Source organism: Helicobacter sp. MIT 00-7814 (assembly GCF_003364115.1).
GTDB lineage: Bacteria > Campylobacterota > Campylobacteria > Campylobacterales > Helicobacteraceae > Helicobacter_F.
Window position 1 is genome coordinate 17,344 of record NZ_NXLL01000021.1, and the last position, 19,706, is coordinate 37,049.

The following is a 19,706-nucleotide window of genomic DNA, read 5'->3' on the forward strand; positions in this document are numbered from 1 at the left end:
AAGCTTCGCTAAGGAATTTTTTATATAATACGCTACTTTACTCTATCTAGTGAGAGGATTTGCAATGAATGATGTATTATTAAAAACGATTGATAATCTCCCGCCTTTGCCGACGACAGTCGTTAAGCTCCGTGATTATGTGGATTCTGCAGGTGCGGATGTCGATGTCTCAAAGGTCGTGAATATCATACAAGAAGACCCGCTTTTGACAGCGGAACTTTTGCGTCTTGCGAACTCTCCTTTTTATGGATTCTCTCGAGAAATTGCCACAATCCAGCAAGTCGTCTCGCTGCTTGGCATTAATAATGTCAAAAATATAGCCATAGCAAATTCTTTAAGAAATTCTTTCACTGTCGATGTTTCGCCTTATGGATTAGATACAAATGAATTTTTGGGCACTTGCGCTAAAGAGGCAAATTTCGTTTCAGATTGGCTTTCAGAAGAGGATAAAAAGCTTTCCCAAATGCTCGTGCCTTGCGCGATGTTGCTGCGACTTGGGATTATTTTGTTTTCAAACTCTTTGCGCGTGTTGGGGAAAGACAAGGAGTTTTTGCAAATGCTAAAAGAAAATAATTTCAAAAATATCAGCCTCATAGAGGAAGAGTTTTGCAATGAAGATTCTCTAAGCTTTTTGGCATTTTTGCTTGATCATTGGAAGTTTGATAGGTTTATTATCGAGTGCGTTTCATATATGACTTCCCCGCACTCAGCGCATGATAATGCCAAAAAAGGCGCATATGCCTTGGCTGTGATAAATTGCCTTTTTGAGCCTTATCAGGGCGGAAGTGTGGAAAACATGCACAAGGCGCAAGAACTTCTAAATGAAGCGCAAGAACAAGGCGTTAGCTTCTCATTTGCTCGCTTTGAAGAAAAATTGCCACCAGAAATGAAAGCAAACCTCAACACCCCGCTAGCTCAAGATTAATACTTATAGAATCTGCTAAATTCGCAAGAGTTGGCAGATTCTATAAACTACTAAACAACACCCGCTAGAAAATCTTGTATTTATATCAATTAAAAATACCGAGTTGCGCGCAAAGCCAAAGAAAAATCATAAAAAAGAAAAATCATACAATATGAAAATAAAATAACGCTAGGATAAGAAGTAGAAGCAAAATTTAGGCGGAGATAATATAGACAAAAAATACAAAATCCGCTAAACAGGGCTTTAAAGCCCCGCTTAACTATTCGTCATCGTCATCAAATCCCCACACGCCTTCATCATCATCGTCATCATCAATACCACCAGAGCATGGAACTAGTTCCGCGCCAAAGCTTGTTTCACAGATATCTTTACCATTGATAAGTATATGCGGATTAGTTCTCAATGACTTTGCCTCAAGCGCCACATCAAGCGTATATTTGCCACTTTTTTCATCTTTTTTGAAAATCTCATCACCAATCGCAAATGTCTCATTATCTTCAAGCATCAAGCCATCTTTTACATATCTTTCAAACAGCTCGCGCACGCTGTATTTACTTGAAACATGCAAATTATACTTGATATCCTCCTCCGCAAGCCAATAAAATGCTCCTCCATTCACAGGGACTTCAGCAAAAGACAAATCGCTTGTTAGCTCTATCTTTTTGCCATCAAAAAGCATTTGCGCATTCTTTAGCACAAATTCCGCGCGTGGCAGCTCGTCTATCTTTTTGCCAGCAAGCATAGCGTCAAGATTCTTTATAAAATCAAGCTCTAACTTCACATCTGCAAGGTTTAGAATCTGCTGCTTTTTGCGAGGATTGTCTGTTATTGTAAATTTTTTCAGCCCACTAGCCACATTACCAGAAACAACACCTTTTGCAAGCGCCAATGTCATCTCACCTTTGAAATCCCAATTTTCCACTTTAAACTCCGAGTATCCGGGATCTACTTCGATGCGCTCAATCGAGCCTTTAAAGTTCGAGGTGATTTCCTTACTCAAATCAAAAATATCCTCTAAGCCCACAGGCTCTTTATATTTTTGATAAGACTTTGCGCCCTTCACAAGCATAAAGTCCCTTTTATTATCAAAAAACCCATAAGTGCGCCCAAACTCAAAAAGCCCAAGCTCAAACTTTGCCTCTGAAATTTTAAACTCATCATTCACGCCATAGCTAAGCTTCGCGCCTTGAAGCTTAAGCATATTTTCACCATCTTGCCCAAAATTAATATCTATAGGCTTAATCTCTAATTCAGCATCGCCAAAGCCCTTAGAAATGCTAACTTTTGCAAAGATTCCATCTTTGAAAACATCAGCTTCAAGCTCCTTGAGATCTGGGCTTATAAGCGTGATTTCTGCGCGCTTGCCAAAAGGCACATTGTAAAATTTCATATCGCCATACAGCGAGATATCATTTTTGAGATAAAGTGTCACCCTTGCGCTTGAGCTTAAGAATCCACTCTTGTAAGGCGAGAAGGAAAAAGAAGTATTCTTTTTGATTTGCTCCTCAAACTCACGCGCTAAATCCTCTTCATCTTCCATATCAAAGCCTATAAGCAAACGGTTAGCGCTCAAGGCTTTTGCGGCAACCTTGCTAAATGTGCTAATATAAGCATCAGTATTTGCGCTCACCTCCTCATACGCCTTTTTATTTAGCGCACCTACATACAAGCTAGATGCGACAAACGCCCCAACTAGCACAACTACAACGATTCCACCAAAAACAAGTTTTTTCATAACCAAATCCTTTATGCAAAAATGCAAAAAATAAAGCCCATATTCTACACTAAAATTTTTAAAGTTTTCAAAAAATCAGAATCTATATTTTACAGCCTCACAAGCTTCGCGCCAAAGCCACCCATATTTGGTGGCGCATCGCTAAAGCTTAGCACCTTTGGGTGTTGTTTAAGAAACTCTGCCACCGCTACGCTTAGTTTTCCGCCACCGATTCCATGCGTTATTAGCACTTCATCAAAGCCCGCGATAAGCGCATTTGACAAAAATTCCTCCATCATCTCTTGCGCCTCTTCCACGCGCTTGCCGTGCAAATCAAGGCTAGGACTTGCACCTTTTTGCATTGCACTGTGTTCAAGTGAAAGTTTGATATTTTGAGCGGGCTTTGGCGTTTTGTGAATATTTTTTGCCTGCACTTTTACGCGCTTGCCATCTTCTGTCTCAAGCAGCAAATACTTGCTTTCAATCGCGCAAATCCGCCCCCTTGTATTGCCAAATTTCACAAAATCGCCAATTTTAAGTGGCTCGCTCTTTTGTGGTAGATTCTGCATTTTATGAGCTTCTTTTGTCATCTTTTGTCTAGAATCCTGCAAAGTCCTATGCGCGCTATTTAGCGCCTTGTGGATTATCTTATTATCATTTTCTTTCATAACACTTTTTAGCTCATTAAGCGCGCTTTGGTAGGTTTTTTGCAACGCGCGCTCTTGCTCTTTTAGCGCAGATTCTCGCGCTTGCTCTTGGATTTTAAGCGCTTCAAGTTTAGAATCTAGCTTTGCTAGCTTTTTGTCATATTCCGCGATTTTTGCACTCAATTCAAGCTCTAGTGCGCTTGAACGCTCGATTAAATCATTCAAACGCTCCTTATCCGCGCCATAAAATTCCCTTGCCTGCGCGATAATATTACTCGGAATCCCATAGCGCAGGGCAGTTTCAAACGCATAGCTTTTACCAATGCTTCCTTGTAAAAAGGCAAATTGTGGGCGGGAATTTTTCTCATCATAAAGTGCCGCGATAAGCCCCACATCGCTTCTATGCGCCATTATTGCACTTAGGCGCTTGTGGTGCGTGGTGAGAATAACCCTGCAATCTTTGGTGCTTAAAAATTCTAGCAAGCTTTTATACAGGCTCGCCGCCTCATCAGAATCCGTGCCTAGCTCGATTTCATCAATGCCGAGCAAAAAGTGATTTTGCTCCAAAATTTTTGAAAACTTTAGCATTCTGCCCGCAAATGTAGAAATATCGTTTTTGCTATTTTGCGGATCAGAGATGATGGCAAAAATATTCTTAAACGCCACCAGCCGCGATTTGTGCGCGTTAATCTTACAGGGCAAAAGATACTTTGCTAGCAGACACGCGCTTAGGAGCGATTTTAAAAGCATTGTTTTTCCGCCGGCATTTACGCCGGTTATGAGTGTGATTTTTTTCTCAAAACTTATGCTAAGGGGTTTTGGATTTTTCAGCGCAGGGTGACAAAACTCGCTCAAAGTAAGTGAGCCAGAGGATTCTAGCTTATAGACAAATTCCAAATCATGCGCTCTAGCGAAGTTTAGGCGCGCTTGCAGATGATCAAATTTATCAAACTCTTTGTTTATGAAGCGCAAAAACAAAAAATGCTTGTTTAAGCGCGCGCTTAACTGCGTGCAAACCTCATAGGTAAGCATTTGCACCTTGTCATTAAGCGCGCTTTGCTTTGCCTTTAGCTCGCTCACATTTTGAGGCAAAACATAAAAAAATCCAGCACTTGAGCGCGCGATAATATTCCCAGAAAGCGCGTGCTGAAAGCCAGCCTTAAGAAGCAAGCACTCGTTTTGATTAAAAAGATGGATTTGGGAATCCACAAGATAAGGCGCGAGCTTTTGACTTGATTTTAAGCGCGCAAAGGCGGAATTTATCTCGGTTTTAATGTTTGCAAGCGCGTGCTTTAGGCTATCAAGTTGCGGATAGATTCCTTCTTTTAATCCCGCTTTTTCATCAAAAATCTCGCTTAGCTCAAGCAAATTTGGCGGGATTTTAAGAGAATCTATCCAAGCAAAAAGCGCCTTAGATTCCGGCAAAATAGCCTTTTTGAGATAGGAAAAATAGCGCAAAACTTTTACAAATTCAAAAATCTCTTCTAAATGCAAAGTGCCAAATTTTTGGATATGTTTTAGCGCGTTTTCAAGGTTATTTAAAGGTGGCGGGGATTTTAACTGCAAAGATTCTAGCTCTTGAAGAAAGCGCGAGAGACTTTCCCTATCACCTTCAAAGGCAAAGTCTTTTTGCCGCGCAAAAAAAGTGCTAAATCGCGCGATGAAATCTTCTAAATCCAGCTCTGCTAAAAGTTGCATTATGTTCCTTTTATTTTAAAAGAATATTTTGCGTCATTATGCGTGCTTGAGATTGCAGAATCTGCTAATTATGAATCGTATGCAAGAAATGCTCATACAGCGTTTTTAGCTCCTCTAACTCTTTGGCGCAAGGCTCATTTTGCAAGCTCGGGGAATTATTTTCAAGAATCTGTATACGCTTAAGAATGTATTCAAACAGCACTCTGTCGATATCTGGGAGCTTGTTAAGCGCGCTTGCTTCCTTCGTGCGCCCTTTTGTGATAACACGCGCAGGGATTCCAACAGCGGTGCATTCTTGCGGCACATCTTTTATCACAACGGAATTTGCGCCAATCTTTGCATTTTGCCCAATCACAATATCCCCCAGCACTTTCGCGCCAGCGCCTATCACCACGCCATTTTCAATCGTTGGGTGGCGCTTTTTTTTCTCTAAACTCACACCGCCTAAACTCACACCTTGATAAATCGTCACATCATCGCCCACGATGGCAGTTTGCCCTATCACCACACCTGTGGCATGATCGATAAAGACGCGCCTGCCGATTTGCGCTTCTGGGTGGATATCGACATTTGTCAAAAAAATACTTAAGCCGGAAATAAAGCGTCCAAGGCGTTTAAAGCCCCTCACATAAAACCAATGCGCGATTCTATAATGCACCAATGCAATAAGCCCGGGATAATTAAAAAACAGCTCAAAACTGCTCTGCAACGCAGGATCGCGCGTTTTGATAATCGCAAAATCCTCTCTTATCAAGCCAAAAAGTGAAAGTTTTTGTGAATCCATGCCCTGCCTTTATGCTGTCAAAATACAGCCTACTTATTCCCCTTTTTTGCTAATGGTGCGTAAATAGCCATTTTCACTTAGCATAACATACAAGCGCCCGAGCACCTCTTTTTTCTCCTCAGATTCCAAATCCTGATTTTCCTCGATATACTGCTTCAAGCGACGCTCAATCTCTTTTGTATCATAATCCAAATCATCAAGCACATCTAAAATCGTCTGCGCCTCTAAAGGCTTGCTAAGCTCATAGCCTTTGTTTAAATCATCATCAAATTCCACGCTAAATTCCGTTGGGTGAGTGAAAAGATTATGTCGCATACCGAGCACTTCTTGATACGCGCCCACTAAAAAAAAGCCCAAAAAATACTCCTCCTGCGTCACATCGACATCATGCAAAAAGAGTGGCTTTTTTGCATCAAAGGCAATCTCTCCATCAGAATCACAAGTAATATCCCACAAACTCGCACTTCTTGTCGGACGGCGATTGAGCCTATCTAGCGGCATTACGGGGAAATTTTGCGCTAGTCCCCAATAATCTGGCAAACTCTGAAAAAAGCTACAATTTAGCAAATAGCGCTCTTGGACTTGCTCTTGGATTCTGATGATTTCATTGTGATTTTTGTGCTTTAAAAGTTTGATGACTTTTTTGATGATGAGATGCACGAGCACTTCGGTATTTGAGCGATCTTGCAAATCGATATAACCCAAATCAAAAAGCGTGAGTAAAGATTCCATATGATCAAAGCTATCATGCAGATACTCAATCGCGCTTTTTTCGCCTACGCTATTGTAGAGATCATAAAGCTCCTCGACAAGCGGGGGATTTTTCTCTTTTAGTTTTAGCGCCTTTTCGTCATATTCTTGAGAGAAAAGCTCCAAAACCGGCGCTACCAAAACCGCGTGATTTGCGGCGATAAAGCGTCCAGATTCTATGAAAATATCTGGCTCTGGCTCTTTTTTGTTTTTTGCAATTTCGCGCAAGGAAAACACCACATCACCGCTAAACTCCCCTAGCGTGTAGTTGCAGTTATTTGCGCCTTCATGTTGCGTATATTCCACCGCAAGCCCACCGCCGATATTGACACTTTTTAGATTTTTCGCGCCCTTTTTTCTTAGCTCCGCATAGATATTCCCAGCCTCGCGCAGAGCTTTTTTGAGCGGTGAAATATCGCTCATTTGACTTCCGATATGAAAGTGAATCATCGTAAATTTATGTAGCAGATTCTCTTTTTTTAGCATTTCAATTGCCTGCAAAAGCTCCGTACTTGTGAGCCCAAATTTTGAGTTTATCCCGCCACTTTTTGCCCACATACCAATGCCTGTGCTGTGCAGGCGGATTCTAAGCCCGATATTTGGGTAAGGCTCGCCCATCTCTTTTGCCACTTCGATGATGGTTTCAAGCTCGTTGAGCCCCTCAATTGTGAGCGTGATATCATGCTTCATGTTTGCCGCGATGAAGCCTAGGCTTATCATTTCTTTGTCTTTAAAACCATTTACGGTGATGGGCGTGTTTTTGTTGGTATAAGCCATGGCTAAAATAAGCTCTGGCTTGCTTCCAGCCTCTAGTCCGTAGCATAAATCCTTGCTTTGCTCAACGAGGGAAAGCACAAAGTTTGGCATTTGATTGACTTTAAGCGGGAAAACCGCCTTAAAATCCCCATGGTAGGAATACTCCTTGATAGCTTTTTGAAAGGCGCAAAAAAGCGTGTCAATTTGCTTTTTGATTAAATGTGGGAATCTTAGCAGTAGCGGACCGCGGTAGCCATTATCGCGGATTTCTTGCACGATGTCAATCAACGCTGGCTTGGTTTTGTAGTTGATTTTTACGCAACCTTCATCGATGATAAAATTCCCATTACTCCAAAAATTAATGCCATAATCCACCATAATCACGCCTTTTGTTGATTTCGCTTCACTCAGCCAAAATAAGGGGATAATTATACATTGAGAATCTTAAAGTTTTAGAGAATCTTTGAAGCTAAGGCTGGATTTTAATAGTTATCTAAAACCCATGCATAATCTTCATCTTTTACTTTTGATTCAAATCCCTTAAGCTTTTCCTGGATCTTGTCTTTACCCAAGATAATTTCATTATTTTTATTTGCCTTATAAAGTATGAGAGTAGCTTTTTTATCTTTGCCATTACTACTTTCATCCTCTGGAATGTCAATATCCACTCCATATTTATGCAATATCACTTTATCGAGTAAGACTTTGAAAGTGATGTAGCGAGTGAGGTAAATTCCTGAACCATCTTCATCGCTATCCATTTCTAAAGTGAAATAATTATCTTTTTGCGCTAGAGTAAAGATGCCTGCATAACATAAGCTATCTAAAAGTGTAGAAGAATCACTATTAAATATAGTTTTACAAGAAAGAGTTTTATTGGAAGTTTTGTCAGTTGGGTAAGTTGTGACAATTGGATAAGTTTTAGAATTTATATTAATTTCATCAAGTGTAATAGATCCAATGTATTTATATTGTTCTAATGATTTTTCAGCCATATCAGCAAATTGTGCTGGAGTATAAGAAGGAATGCTCATCTTTTGAGGCTGTGTAATCCTACTATTTAATAAAGCTTGACGGATGGTATCATCGCCCACACTATCTTCAATCTTAGTTAGTATTTGGATGAAATTATCTTTTGTTAATACTAACTGATTTTTCTTATCTGCTTTATACAGATCAAGGATTTTTATTGTTTTATAATAATCACTACTATCTTTTTGCCTAATGCGGTATTGATGTAATACTACCTTATCATCTAACATTTCAAGGACTATATAAGCATCAAGTCTTTGTCCAATACTAATATCTCTATTTATAGTAATAAAATTGCCTTTGTTTTTTGTGATATAAAAGCCTGTATTGAGACATAAAGTATCTAAAAGAGTAGTATTTGGGTTTTTAAATATACTTAGGCATTGATAATATTTTTCATTTGTACTAACCATAGCTATAGGGATAGAATAAATTTGAGAATCTAGTTTTCTTTCCTCATAACGAATTTTTATTTTTTTGCTTAAAAAGCCAAGCTTTTTTTGAGTGTTTTCTAAGGCTCTTTTTGCCATGATGCTAAACTCTTTGGCTGTGTAAACACTTTGAGCGTTTGTATCATCATACCCATCATCATGCTCACCTTCATCACCATAATAAAAGCTATCATCAGTAAAAATATCTTGCGTAGTATTAGAGTTTTGTTTTGCTTGCTCCTCCCCAGTATCAGCCTTAGCATAAGAGCTAAACATAAAGCCTAGTAGTGTTAAGATGATAAGTAGTTTTTTCATTGTTTCTCCTTATTTTTGTATCAATTTTCCTGTTTTATCTATTAGGTTGTCTTTGGCTGCTTTGTCGATGATTTTATCCAATAATAGAAATTGTCGATCTGAATTGATAAGTTCGTAATACTCTTTAGAATTTGGTGCAAATATTTCATCAAAGATATATTTATACTTAGGATTATCATAGATGAAATCTGTGATTTTTCGGATATATTTTAAATATACAATTTCCAATGTTTCTAGCATAGCTTCATTATAATCTGCGGAATTAACAACACCCTCTTCTGCACGCAATTTGTTCCAACTATTATTCTCTTCTCCAAGCTTTATTCGCCTATCCTCAGGCATTTGTTTGCCTATTTTTTCAAATTCCTTTTTATCCTGAGTATCAAGTCTTGCTAAAACGATGTGATAATAACTTGAATAAAAATTATCCTCTATAGCAACACCTTGTTGTGCATCTTTAGACATGCATAAATAAACCACTTCAATTGTTTCCTCTGCATTTCTGCAATCAACGCTACTTGGCTCTATATACTCTTGTTCGAGCATTTCATCATAACTTAAAGCCTGAAGCGATACAAAACTAAAGGCTGCAATCATCAGTAGTTTTTTCATTTTTTCTCCTTTATGGTTAGATTTCTTGTTTTTTTACTCTTTATTTGCAAAATCTTTAAATATTTTACTATCTCTTATTCTTTCATATTCGATATATCTTATACCGGAAGTTTTAGTAATTGCTTCGCACTTTTCTTTATCTATTTTATTGTTGTCGGCTATGGTATGAAGTTTTTATCATTCCAAAAACACACGGAACTTAATTTTACTCGTTGTAGGAAAATTCAAGGTGGGGAAAATTAAATTTTAGAATGTTTCAATGTGTTATTATTTGTGTTTTAAAAGTTAGTATTTTCAACAAAAAGTGGTCGGAGTAGCGTCTACCAAATAAAATCCTAAACAATCAGTATATGCTAAAACAAGATATATCTCTGAGCTTGTTTGTTACCGTTTTTGTTACCATTTTTGAAGGCTAGGATTTTAAAGGATCTATTTTCGCCGACTGAGTATTGTAACAAAATTTTGAATAGTTTTTCAACCGATCAACAAACGATGTATTTTTAAGAGATTTTGGAATTTTGAAACCCAAAGGGAAAATATAAGCAAATTCCACAAAAAGACTTATATTTTTTCAACAAGCAATCTAAGCAAGGAGTTTTTTATGCTCCTTTTTAGATTTATTATGCTCCTATTGACATTGGCAATAGAATTTCTTCCAAAGAACGCCAAGGAGTGTTATTTTCGCGCGCGAGCCATTTGTTTTCAAGAGTAAAAACATATTCGTAATACTCATAAAAATCGTTGGGATCTTCCACGCTATTCGTATGGCTATAGAAGTTTTTGTTATGAATGGGTGAAATCTTTTGACTTTCATTGTGCATGTCTAGGCAATATGAAAATATCGTTTCATACCTAAAAAAGCAACTTTGAAGCACATGAATTGCTTCTGGCTCCCATTCTGTAACATTCTCTCCATACTTTGCATGGAACGCCTGAACAATAACCTCTAAATCATGCTTAGGGCGCAAATTACTTCTAATGCTAACAATGTTTCCAAGCCCTATCAGCTCTTTGACATCATCGCGTGTTTTGAATTCACGAAGTAAATTTGCCCCTAGACCTTCAAAATATCCATCGCAATCGATAACGATAGCTTCAAAGATATTTTTTTGTGTTTCAAGATAAATTATTGCTGGTGTCATTGTTTCTCCTTTCGTTTGTTTAATTTTTAGTTAAAAGGCGCATACAAGCTTTTAAGAACGCTATTGCGTGAAAGCTTGTCTTTCATGGTGGGGTATCCCATCACAAAATCCGCTACAGAATATGCCAAATGTCTAAGACCAGCATTTTCCGTTTGAGCAGAACGCCAATTACTTCCTATTAAGCCAAGAGCTGTGAGAACTTTACTTTGGGCTTGAAAATATTGCCTATTTGCAGTCAAATTTTCTTGAGGATCTTCAATCCTTGCCCAATTTAGCTTCTCTAATTCTCTCAACGCCTCTTCGAGCCTATTCCATTGATTAGCTTTTATTTTCATGCTTTCCTCCTTATACTCTTATTGCATAGCATCTAGAAATACTTTTCTGCCATGCTCATACACAAAGTTCAGCAAGACTTTTAACCCATCAATGTCTTTTTGAGTTGGTTCTGCCAACACAAAAGCCTTGTCTGTCGATTCAATTTCCTTGAAGTTTGGAACAAAATGCCATTGTGTGCCTTCATAAGTTACAAGAACAAATCTTTTCAAGAGCTGTTCTAGTCCTTTTTCTTTAGCAAAGCGTTCTGCTGCATTGCGCATAGAATCAAGATCTGCATATAATGTGTTTACAGACATATTGCCTACAACATACTCCCCAAATGTGCGATCGTTTTTATGCCAAAGTTCTATATCTTCATAAAGAAGTGTCCCTTTGTCAAAAAATCTATCGGCAACATCATAAGACATCAGCGCATAATGGCACTGAGCGCGTTCATATTCACAAGAACCTTGAACACCGTTCATTACAAGAGTTGCAAATGCAACAAATACGCCAGCATCACTATAATATGGCTCATCATCGCTTGCTTCAAACTCATAGTCATTCACAAACTCAGCTTCTTGGATTTTATAGCCTTCGCCTAAAATCCTTTTACCATACTTAAGATTGATGGTGTCTTTGCCAGAAGAGTCCTTACTAAGCACGAATTTAAAATCCTTGCTTCCTATTGCAAACTCAACTAACTCACGCACATATTCATCAGAGTTCATTTCTCTAACAAATACTCTTGCTTGCTTCATCATGCTTGTCTTACTTCCACTAAAATATACTGCTGATTCCATTGTGTCCTCCTTAATGGACTTTAAAAACTAAATAGGCATAACAATCCCTTATTAGGGATAAAAATGTTATCCCCAACGCGGGCTGAATGCTTAGAGTTAAAAAACTCCACAAAGAGAACAAATGTATTCCACAAGGGAATAAAAGTATTCCCTCTAGGAATTTTTTGAGAAGCTAAAAGTACTAATATATACGCTTATAGCTACATCATCTTAAGCCACTAAGGCTATTTCTTGCCATGAGACTTTTTTCTGAATTTCGTCTATTGAAACCTTAAAAAATCTATCCTCTAGCTCTTTTTCATATCTTCCGCCAACATACCTAGATCTCAGTTCTGAGAAACTAAATGTGTAGTCGTTTGGATAAAATCTAAAACCGCTTCTACCACAGCCATAAACGCCATTGCGCTTCCACATTGCTTTAGGATTAACTCCAAAATGCAAGAGAATTGCTGCAAAAACTTGACTTGGTGGATATTTCGTAGTAGTTGTTACATCAGGTGCTTTGCTCATATCAGCCTCCTATCGGCACTGACCGATTTTTTGCTGAAAACCAACTACGAATGCTTTTTTGGCATTCATATCTTTGGTGTATGGACAAGTGGCTTTTTCTGATTGTATTGTGGCTTTAGCTACACCCAAAGTAGCGAAAAGAACTATTGAAGCAATAAGTAATTTCATGTGTGATCCTTTTTGGTTTAACCAAAAAGACAGCATTATTGCCCAAGGGCAAATAATATAATCTGCCCTTTGGTAGCAATAGTGCAAAATGCACGCTTTACGACTAAGATAGATAGCTTGGAGCTAAATACCTATTTCTAAATTCATAACCTCTTCCCAATCGTATCCACACTCATCGAAGTAGAAATCGATTTCCCTTCTAGTTTCATCTTGAACGCGTTCAAGACTATCATCAAACGAGGTTTCTCCGCATTCATGACAGAAGTCTCTATCATAAAAGTTAAAGCAACCACAAGAGTTACAAATCTTGTAATCTGAAGCTTTTGTGTAAATAACAGAAAGCAAAGTAGTCATGTTGTCCTCCTTAATGGACTTTAAAAACTAAATAGGCATAACAATCCCTTATTAGGGATAAAAATGTTATCCCCAACGCGGGCTGAAACCTTAAGAGTTAAAAAACTCCATAAAGAGAATAAATGTATTCCACAAGGGAATAAAAGTATTCCCTCTAGGAATTTTTTGAGAAGCTAATTAAAAAGTAAAATTACAAAAATATCCCATTAAGAAATAAATTTAGTCAATTCCATCACTCACTCCCCATTCAGCAATTTCAAATTGTTCTTTTTGGAATTGCTTATCCTTGGCAGCAAGCTCAAAACCATTACTCCACTTCTTTATTTCTTCCTCTTTTTCCATTTTTTTTATGGCTAACACTATAACCTCAGAAGCACTTTTAAGATGTTTTTCACGCTTAAAATGCTGAATCAGGCTAACTGTTGCCTTTGGCAAAACAAATGTTATTTTTTGTGTGTTGGATTGCATGATTTTATGCTCCTTTTTGCTGCATATCTTACCATATTATGAGCGTGGCAGTCTCAGCAACTATTCCACTTTTTGCAGCGAAACAAGATTTGCCTTGGTTTCACATCTCTCATAAAGAGAAAACATATCAGGAGCAAGAAAACGGATTTCATATTTACTTGCCATATTAGCAATAAACTCTACAAATCCTTTCTCTGAAACATCAGGGCAATCCTTAATTGTAGGAATATATTCCTCAAAAGAAAGCACTTTGTAGTTTGAAGCACAAATTCTTTCTTCATCACAACATGAAATTCTATATTCCACGAAGTCTTTACCTAAGCCTTTATGTAGCTCTATGTATCTTTCGCAGACCTTTACGCAAGCATAAATCTGAGTTTTTGATTCTGCTGGCATAATTTCAAGATCTGGTTCAAGAACTAGCATAAAGACATCTGCAACGCCTTCGGCATCGCTTTTATCAAGTGTGAGGGTGCGCAATTTGTCATAGCCAAATTGTTGGATAGCAGTTTGCCTATCTTCTTTGTCCATAACTTGCATAAGAGCTGTGAGTAATAGTGATAGGTAATTCTTTGATATTATCTCCAAATTTTCCCCCACTTCACACCCAGCGTGCAACTTTCATCGCACTAGGCGTTCCATCTAGTATATGCTCTTTTAAACATAAGATTAAATAGTAATTCTTAACTATAATGGATTATTTCCAGCCATTTTCCTAAGCTTGTTAAGCTTATCAAAGCTTTCCTTACTTAAGAATACACAATTAGAGTATTTTTCTATTGTGTCAATATCAGTGGCGTGAATAAGCTTATGTATAGGTTTAGTAACCCATATCAAGTTTTGGTAGTTATCCTTGCCTCCCAAGTAAATAGGTGTCTTGTGATGACACTCCATATTACCGACTTCTAAATCAACTCCACTTATTTCACACTTACCATAGCAAGCACAGAGCTTACTGATTCTATTATCGTTATACTCAATACTCCTACTTTTAATAGGATTTTCAAGTGTATACAATAATAGTTCAAGGCTAACAGCCTTTTGGTTTGTATGAAACTTTTCCCTATTAGAATTTATATACGCACTACCTTGTGAAAAACACATAGCGGTTTTATGTTGTATATACCCTATAGGTATAAGCGGTTTTCCCAATACACTTCTAAGCTGTTTAGATTTTGTATATCCTAGCTCATTCATATATTTAGGTATGGTTGATTTATCCATAATATCTTTTGGCTTTAGCCCATTATGTATAGTATGCCTAACTCTAGCATGAATTTGTGTAAAGCTAGTGTTACAATGTGTTGCTGCATTATAGTAATTATGTATTCCTAGAATATAGGAATTTAACCACTCTACCGCTTTGACACCTTTTTGCACTAATCTTACTTTTTGTCTAGTGTTTAGCACTATGCTAAGTAATGTTTTATCAGCCACCCAGCTATGTGCCACATACTTTGGTTTTTCCGTCTTGTTGTTTTCTTTACCCTTTTTAACAGCCTTAAACTTAAAGCCTAAAAATTCACTATATTCCTTTCTAAGGTTTGTAATTTTTGACTTTTCACTACTTATTTCTAACCCCAAACGCTCCTTTAACCACATTTGTATGGCAATAAACAATCTCTGTGCTTCATTATGGTTTCTGCATAAAACTTTAAAGTCATCTGCATATCTCACAATAAGGCATTCTTTGAGGTTGCTGTTTTTCATTGCTCTATACTTGTGTTCTTGTTTGCTGTAAGAATGTCGTGTTTTAAGGGTTTCCCATTGATTAGAAATCCACCAATCTAGTTCATTAAGAACTATATTGGATAGCAGGGGAGATAAAATCCCTCCTTGTGGAACTCCTTTTTCTGAGATACCTTGTCCTATGATTTCAGACTTCAACATTCTTGAGATTATCTTAAGCAGCTTCTTATCGTGTATGCCTAAACTCCATATTTGTTTTAGAAGTTTGGCGTGATTGACATTATCGAAAAATCCTTTAATGTCAATGTCAATTACAAGGTGCAATTTATTTATATTCACCAGACTGTTGAATCTAGCAATTGCATCCTTAGTGCTTCTTTGTGGTCTAAATCCATAACTATGTTTATGGAATTTAGCTTCGCAAATTGGCTCTAATACCTGTTTAATGGCTTGTTGTATTAACCTATCTTTAATAGTAGGTATCCCAAGCGGTCTAGTTTTATCACTAAAGGGCTTAGGTATTTCAACACGCCTAATAGGCATAGGGCTATAGTTAAATAAAGAATGTTGTATGTTTTTAACATACTCATCTATACCTAGTTTCTCTATATTTTTGATTGTTTTATTATCACAACCTGCAGTTAAAGAGCCTTTATTGCGTTTAATGTTTCTATAAGCTAATAGAATGTTATCCCTATTAGTAATTATAGGCATAAGCTTATTAAAGTTCTGCTTTTGACTACTTTTATAATATAGTTCATCATAGGTATGTTGCATTTGGTAATATTCATTATTCCTTAAACTTTGAGATTTAAGGTTTTCTTGTTTATTACCTTGTGTGTAAGAATTGCTATTCATAAGAGTTGCACCTCCTTAAATGGAATCTGCTTTCTTAGTCATACTCGAACTTCTTATTTCATCTTTATGTTTTATTCAGTTTGCATACACTAGACTAAAGGCTATTGCTCCATACTCATTACAAGTATTTCAACGCTCCTGCCTTCGCTCTCACTAAGATTAAGGGATTTTAATAGATTACTCATTTATGTATCCCAAGTAGCCTTGTGTTTAAGTTTAATACTACTTCTTAGCTTTCCAAGTTCCATTATTCCTAGCTTTAACATATAACCTTAGGTAGTTGTTTTGAGCCTGTGTGCTTGATATTGCCTATAACAATATATGGTATTTCATATAAACAATTTTTACTTTACCACACACACCCTACTTTAGTAGTATATACATTTCTGTATATTCGGCGTTTAGACCCTTACATTCACAACTTCGTCAGTGATATTTTCTCTATCACATTCTTACCATAGCTATTTTATAGCACTCCGACCTATCAATACTTAGCTACCTCTAGCTACATTGCGATGAAGTTAAATAATCTCTATTATAGAATTATTTCTAATTCAAAACTTTAAAGTGAAACTACTTAACTTATTTCGGTATTTCTCAGCCGTCTTTACCACGCTTCACACCCAAAGTATAAACACATACTTTACGCATAGTGGAGTATCAAGTAAGTCCCTTCAAGGCGTTACCCTATCATTTGAACTTTCGGAATAATAGTTAGATATTAGTTGCCTAATATCCCGCAATTTCGTGCCTTAGGCACTTATAAGCGAACTTGTCGCACTATTTACACCATAATACCCATACTGAGCATAGGTAAATTTTCCTTCAACAACTTCATAACCCTTTGCTTTGATAACATTCGAAACTATTCTAGATCCCATTGTGTCCTCCTTAATGGACTTTAAAAAACTAAATCCTAGGAGAATAGGTAGAATACACCCCCTGTTGGGGAAATTCTAAAATATTCCCCAACTAGTGGCGGTAAGAAAAAGAAAAGCTAGTTAGTTACTTTGCAACTTCCAAAAGCTTTTCTATAATTGCAGAGAGAGGTGAATCAAAAAGAATGATCAATGTGATAATGGCTATACCACCATACATCATATTCCTATTCGTAGTTTTAAGACCCTCCTTTACTTCGGTAAGCTCAACTTTCATCTCAGCCATTTCAGCTTTGAGTCCAACTTTCATCTCAGCCATTTCTTGCCTTACTTCAGCAATATCAGCTTTCGTAGCCATTTCTTGCTTCATGTGAGCAATATCAACTTTTACTTCAGCAAGTTCTTGCTTCATCTCAGCCATTTCTTGCCTTACTTCAGCAATATCGACTTTGAGTTCAACTTTCATCTCAGCCATTTCTTGACGAGTTTTAGCAGATTCTGCATGAAGATAGTCTTTTGTAGCAAGTTCTTGCCTTACTTCTTTGATGATTTCTTGTTTTAAATTACCAAAGTTAAAAGCAGTAACCGTAGCTCTATCATTGACGATTTCTTCAAATACTTCAATAGCTTGTTTAGACTTTGCTTGTCCAAATAAGTTTGTTACAAGTGCTTTGAATCCTTCGTTCAATTCTTCTTTATGTGATGTTCTTTCCATTACATCAGCTCCCATATTATTTTCTCCTTGTAGTATAGCATATTTAATCCTAGAACAAAACAACCCTTGCGGGAAGTTAGTGTTCCCACAGCATCGTATTTGATAGGAATTCAATACTTGTTGAACTTCTACCTTATCTGGCTTACTGTGCAAGCTCAACAGCGTAAAAGTCCTCCTCACAATCTGGACAAAAATATTTATATCCATCTATGCAGGAATGTTCTCATTGTTACTTGAACAGCGACAACATACGGGCTTTCCAACAAAAACTATGTCTGAACCCACTGAATAAAGTGGCAAACTTTCTTTATCGCTAGATTGCTCATATATTTCCACTGACCTTTTTAGGGCTGTTTCAAAGTCATCAAGCTTCAAGCCAGAAAGACCATAATAATCTATAATCTCTCCTGCGCAAAACTCTTTGGCTTCTTCTTCAGTCCCAAAGATAAATGTTTTTGGAGCAACAAAAAAGTAACCATTTTGCATAAAAGCCCCACGAGTGGCATAGAACACTGTCCTATACTCTGGCTTTTTTGCAACTAGTTCTTGATGTATATTGCTAATAGATAAAGCCAAGCTATACTTTTCCTCGTCCATTAGCATTAAGGCAATTTGATTGTTGAATCTTATCTCCAATTCAAGCTCTAAAGCTTCGGATCGCTCGAAATTTTCAAGTATGATCTCACGAAATATCCCTTTGGTATCCTTAATTTCTCCACAAGATATTATGAATACTGAAAGCATCTCTAACGCACGCCAAAAATCATTCTTAGCTTGCTTAATGGACCTTGCTTTTACACATCCACTTAGCTTAAGACTAAGATCAAAGTTTTCATCTATGCGTGTATCCTTAAGGAATCTAAGATCTCTATAATAAGAGGTGCGACCATTTGACTTGCCTGTTGTTTGTGTAGTATTTGTTTTCATTGTTTTCTCCTTTTGTTTTTTTAAGCTGATACTTTTTCTAGGTATTTATTGACTTTGTCCAATAAATCCAAACTATTCTTCTGCTTTGTGCCAGTGCTGTTTTTTGCTCTATGCTCAAGATCAAGTTTAAGATACTCAATATCTCTTTGCGTTTTAACAACAGAGCTTGGTAAAAACCATGCTTTGCAGTATTGGCGCAATTCCTTATTAAGTGCCTTTATATCATCATCTTTTATTGCAAAAGGTGCATAAAATGCTGTGTAACTATTTGTATAGTTATCAATGATTTTATGCAGAGCGCAAACAACTATATCAAGCACATTGTGTTGTTTCAGAACTTTCCTAAACTCATAATTTGACACTTCAGCTACCATTTCATGGACATTTACTGCACCATAATAGGCAAGATTTTTTTCTTGCTGAAAAGCACTTTTGAGATGGCTTATTTTTTCATAAGCATCATGCAATTCCTGTATGCCTTGTATCTGTGCAGAATCTAGAAGTTCTTGTTGTTTTGATTCTATAGCCCTATAAGTTACGCTATGAATGAGTTCATGAAGTATGTGCCTACTTACTTTATCTGCTAGCTTATCATTTGCATTTACACTAACGATATTTGTATCTGGCGCATACGACCCACCCTGTTTGCGAACATTAGCGTTATAAAACCTAACACTTACACCTAATGTATTTGCCAAAACAATTACATTCTCAAACAATTGTGCGTTAAAAGAATCCGCATTGTGTTGTGTGAAAATTGCTTTTGTCTTTTGTAGGCTTTTACTAAGAGTCATGCTGTCCTCCTAATGGACTTTAAAAACTAAATCCTAGGAGAATAGGTAGAATATGCCCCCTGTTGGGGAAATTCTAAAATATTCCCCAACCAGTGGCGGTAAGAAAAGCACAAATGCACTCTTGTATAAAATTATGCACGCAACATTATTGTCTGATAGACAAAAAGCGCGTAAATGATTTTATGTGATAAAGAGTGATAGTGCAGAAAGCTAAGAGCAAAATGCTCCATTAGAGGTTCGCATATAATATTCCCAAAAGGGATTATTAAATAAAAATCCCTAGTGGAATATTCTGATAGATTTAGCTAATTGTTTAGAAGTGTTTTTCGGACATAGTTATCCTGTAGAAGAGCTAGGCTCTTTTCAAACTCTAAAAGAGTTTCCTTTGATTTAGAAAAGAAATCTAAATCGTTTTAAACTT

At 37.1% G+C, this 19,706-nt stretch carries 20 protein-coding genes; 1 reads left to right on the forward strand and 19 read right to left on the reverse strand.

What is annotated here, in order from left to right; translation table 11 throughout:
* Positions 1 to 64: 64 nt before the first annotated feature.
* Positions 65 to 925, forward strand: a complete 861-nt coding sequence (locus CQA49_RS07190) for an HDOD domain-containing protein (protein WP_115575289.1) — start codon at positions 65 to 67, stop codon at positions 923 to 925.
* A 259-nt stretch (positions 926 to 1,184) separates the two neighbouring features.
* Here CQA49_RS07190 and CQA49_RS07195 read toward each other — a convergent pair whose 3' ends face one another.
* The 19 genes from CQA49_RS07195 to CQA49_RS07275 form a co-directional block, all read right to left on the reverse strand.
* The gene (locus CQA49_RS07195; RefSeq protein WP_115575290.1) at positions 1,185 to 2,660 is read right to left on the reverse strand and encodes a hypothetical protein; all 1,476 of its coding nucleotides are present in this window, start codon (positions 2,658 to 2,660) and stop codon (positions 1,185 to 1,187) included.
* Positions 2,661 to 2,749: 89 nt separating this feature from the next.
* On the reverse strand, positions 2,750 to 4,984 hold the full coding sequence (locus CQA49_RS07200) for an endonuclease MutS2 (RefSeq protein ID WP_115575291.1): 2,235 nt from the start codon (positions 4,982 to 4,984) through the stop codon (positions 2,750 to 2,752).
* Positions 4,985 to 5,048: 64 nt separating this feature from the next.
* Positions 5,049 to 5,768 carry a serine O-acetyltransferase gene (gene cysE, locus CQA49_RS07205; RefSeq protein ID WP_115575292.1) on the reverse strand — a complete coding sequence of 240 codons (720 nt, stop codon included), beginning with the start codon at positions 5,766 to 5,768 and terminating at the stop codon, positions 5,049 to 5,051.
* 33 nt (positions 5,769 to 5,801) lie between these two features.
* Positions 5,802 to 7,652 (reverse strand): arginine decarboxylase, encoded by a 1,851-nt coding sequence (gene speA / locus CQA49_RS07210; protein ID WP_115575293.1) that lies wholly within the window; start codon positions 7,650 to 7,652, stop codon positions 5,802 to 5,804.
* A gap of 104 nt (positions 7,653 to 7,756) precedes the next feature.
* Positions 7,757 to 9,052 (reverse strand): hypothetical protein, encoded by a 1,296-nt coding sequence (locus CQA49_RS07215; RefSeq protein ID WP_115575294.1) that lies wholly within the window; start codon positions 9,050 to 9,052, stop codon positions 7,757 to 7,759.
* Positions 9,053 to 9,061: 9 nt separating this feature from the next.
* Complete coding sequence (locus CQA49_RS07220; RefSeq protein WP_115575295.1) at positions 9,062 to 9,664, reverse strand: hypothetical protein; 603 nt, start codon at positions 9,662 to 9,664, stop codon at positions 9,062 to 9,064.
* 620 nt (positions 9,665 to 10,284) lie between these two features.
* On the reverse strand, positions 10,285 to 10,806 hold the full coding sequence (locus tag CQA49_RS07225) for a hypothetical protein (RefSeq protein ID WP_115575296.1): 522 nt from the start codon (positions 10,804 to 10,806) through the stop codon (positions 10,285 to 10,287).
* Positions 10,807 to 10,832: 26 nt separating this feature from the next.
* Entirely contained in the window at positions 10,833 to 11,141 is a 309-nt protein-coding gene (locus tag CQA49_RS07230; protein ID WP_115575297.1) for a hypothetical protein, read from the reverse strand.
* Between the two features lie 18 nt (positions 11,142 to 11,159).
* Positions 11,160 to 11,924 (reverse strand): hypothetical protein, encoded by a 765-nt coding sequence (locus CQA49_RS07235; RefSeq protein WP_115575298.1) that lies wholly within the window; start codon positions 11,922 to 11,924, stop codon positions 11,160 to 11,162.
* A 210-nt stretch (positions 11,925 to 12,134) separates the two neighbouring features.
* Complete coding sequence (locus CQA49_RS07240) at positions 12,135 to 12,434, reverse strand: hypothetical protein (RefSeq protein WP_115575299.1); 300 nt, start codon at positions 12,432 to 12,434, stop codon at positions 12,135 to 12,137.
* 9 nt (positions 12,435 to 12,443) lie between these two features.
* The gene (locus CQA49_RS10050) at positions 12,444 to 12,602 is read right to left on the reverse strand and encodes a hypothetical protein (protein WP_181882635.1); all 159 of its coding nucleotides are present in this window, start codon (positions 12,600 to 12,602) and stop codon (positions 12,444 to 12,446) included.
* A 123-nt stretch (positions 12,603 to 12,725) separates the two neighbouring features.
* Positions 12,726 to 12,956 carry a hypothetical protein gene (locus tag CQA49_RS07245; RefSeq protein WP_115575300.1) on the reverse strand — a complete coding sequence of 77 codons (231 nt, stop codon included), beginning with the start codon at positions 12,954 to 12,956 and terminating at the stop codon, positions 12,726 to 12,728.
* A gap of 219 nt (positions 12,957 to 13,175) precedes the next feature.
* Positions 13,176 to 13,424 carry a hypothetical protein gene (locus tag CQA49_RS07250; protein WP_115575301.1) on the reverse strand — a complete coding sequence of 83 codons (249 nt, stop codon included), beginning with the start codon at positions 13,422 to 13,424 and terminating at the stop codon, positions 13,176 to 13,178.
* Positions 13,425 to 13,484: 60 nt separating this feature from the next.
* Complete coding sequence (locus CQA49_RS07255) at positions 13,485 to 14,012, reverse strand: hypothetical protein (RefSeq protein ID WP_181882636.1); 528 nt, start codon at positions 14,010 to 14,012, stop codon at positions 13,485 to 13,487.
* 99 nt (positions 14,013 to 14,111) lie between these two features.
* Complete coding sequence (gene ltrA, locus CQA49_RS07260; protein WP_115575303.1) at positions 14,112 to 15,971, reverse strand: group II intron reverse transcriptase/maturase; 1,860 nt, start codon at positions 15,969 to 15,971, stop codon at positions 14,112 to 14,114.
* Between the two features lie 752 nt (positions 15,972 to 16,723).
* Positions 16,724 to 16,852, reverse strand: a complete 129-nt coding sequence (locus tag CQA49_RS10510) for a hypothetical protein (protein WP_258864258.1) — start codon at positions 16,850 to 16,852, stop codon at positions 16,724 to 16,726.
* A 124-nt stretch (positions 16,853 to 16,976) separates the two neighbouring features.
* On the reverse strand, positions 16,977 to 17,579 hold the full coding sequence (locus CQA49_RS07265) for a hypothetical protein (RefSeq protein WP_115575304.1): 603 nt from the start codon (positions 17,577 to 17,579) through the stop codon (positions 16,977 to 16,979).
* A 192-nt stretch (positions 17,580 to 17,771) separates the two neighbouring features.
* Positions 17,772 to 18,491, reverse strand: coding sequence for a hypothetical protein (locus tag CQA49_RS07270; protein ID WP_115575305.1), 720 nt, complete (start codon positions 18,489 to 18,491; stop codon positions 17,772 to 17,774).
* Positions 18,492 to 18,511: 20 nt separating this feature from the next.
* Positions 18,512 to 19,285, reverse strand: coding sequence for a hypothetical protein (locus CQA49_RS07275; protein WP_115575306.1), 774 nt, complete (start codon positions 19,283 to 19,285; stop codon positions 18,512 to 18,514).
* Positions 19,286 to 19,706: the final 421 nt, after the last annotated feature.

Bases quoted from the DNA above. Each gene is read 5' to 3' on its own strand.
- CQA49_RS07190 (WP_115575289.1), top strand. From the start codon at position 65: ATGAATGATGTATTATTAAAAACGATTGATAATCTCCCGCCTTTGCCG.
- CQA49_RS07195 (WP_115575290.1), bottom strand. From the start codon at position 2,660: ATGAAAAAACTTGTTTTTGGTGGAATCGTTGTAGTTGTGCTAGTTGGG.
- CQA49_RS07200 (WP_115575291.1), bottom strand. From the start codon at position 4,984: ATGCAACTTTTAGCAGAGCTGGATTTAGAAGATTTCATCGCGCGATTT.
- cysE (WP_115575292.1), bottom strand. From the start codon at position 5,768: ATGGATTCACAAAAACTTTCACTTTTTGGCTTGATAAGAGAGGATTTT.
- speA (WP_115575293.1), bottom strand. From the start codon at position 7,652: ATGGTGGATTATGGCATTAATTTTTGGAGTAATGGGAATTTTATCATC.
- CQA49_RS07215 (WP_115575294.1), bottom strand. From the start codon at position 9,052: ATGAAAAAACTACTTATCATCTTAACACTACTAGGCTTTATGTTTAGC.
- CQA49_RS07220 (WP_115575295.1), bottom strand. From the start codon at position 9,664: ATGAAAAAACTACTGATGATTGCAGCCTTTAGTTTTGTATCGCTTCAG.
- CQA49_RS07225 (WP_115575296.1), bottom strand. From the start codon at position 10,806: ATGACACCAGCAATAATTTATCTTGAAACACAAAAAAATATCTTTGAA.
- CQA49_RS07230 (WP_115575297.1), bottom strand. From the start codon at position 11,141: ATGAAAATAAAAGCTAATCAATGGAATAGGCTCGAAGAGGCGTTGAGA.
- CQA49_RS07235 (WP_115575298.1), bottom strand. From the start codon at position 11,924: ATGGAATCAGCAGTATATTTTAGTGGAAGTAAGACAAGCATGATGAAG.
- CQA49_RS07240 (WP_115575299.1), bottom strand. From the start codon at position 12,434: ATGAGCAAAGCACCTGATGTAACAACTACTACGAAATATCCACCAAGT.
- CQA49_RS10050 (WP_181882635.1), bottom strand. From the start codon at position 12,602: ATGAAATTACTTATTGCTTCAATAGTTCTTTTCGCTACTTTGGGTGTA.
- CQA49_RS07245 (WP_115575300.1), bottom strand. From the start codon at position 12,956: ATGACTACTTTGCTTTCTGTTATTTACACAAAAGCTTCAGATTACAAG.
- CQA49_RS07250 (WP_115575301.1), bottom strand. From the start codon at position 13,424: ATGCAATCCAACACACAAAAAATAACATTTGTTTTGCCAAAGGCAACA.
- ltrA (WP_115575303.1), bottom strand. From the start codon at position 15,971: ATGAATAGCAATTCTTACACACAAGGTAATAAACAAGAAAACCTTAAA.
- CQA49_RS10510 (WP_258864258.1), bottom strand. From the start codon at position 16,852: ATGGGATCTAGAATAGTTTCGAATGTTATCAAAGCAAAGGGTTATGAA.
- CQA49_RS07265 (WP_115575304.1), bottom strand. From the start codon at position 17,579: ATGGGAGCTGATGTAATGGAAAGAACATCACATAAAGAAGAATTGAAC.
- CQA49_RS07270 (WP_115575305.1), bottom strand. From the start codon at position 18,491: ATGAAAACAAATACTACACAAACAACAGGCAAGTCAAATGGTCGCACC.
- CQA49_RS07275 (WP_115575306.1), bottom strand. From the start codon at position 19,285: ATGACTCTTAGTAAAAGCCTACAAAAGACAAAAGCAATTTTCACACAA.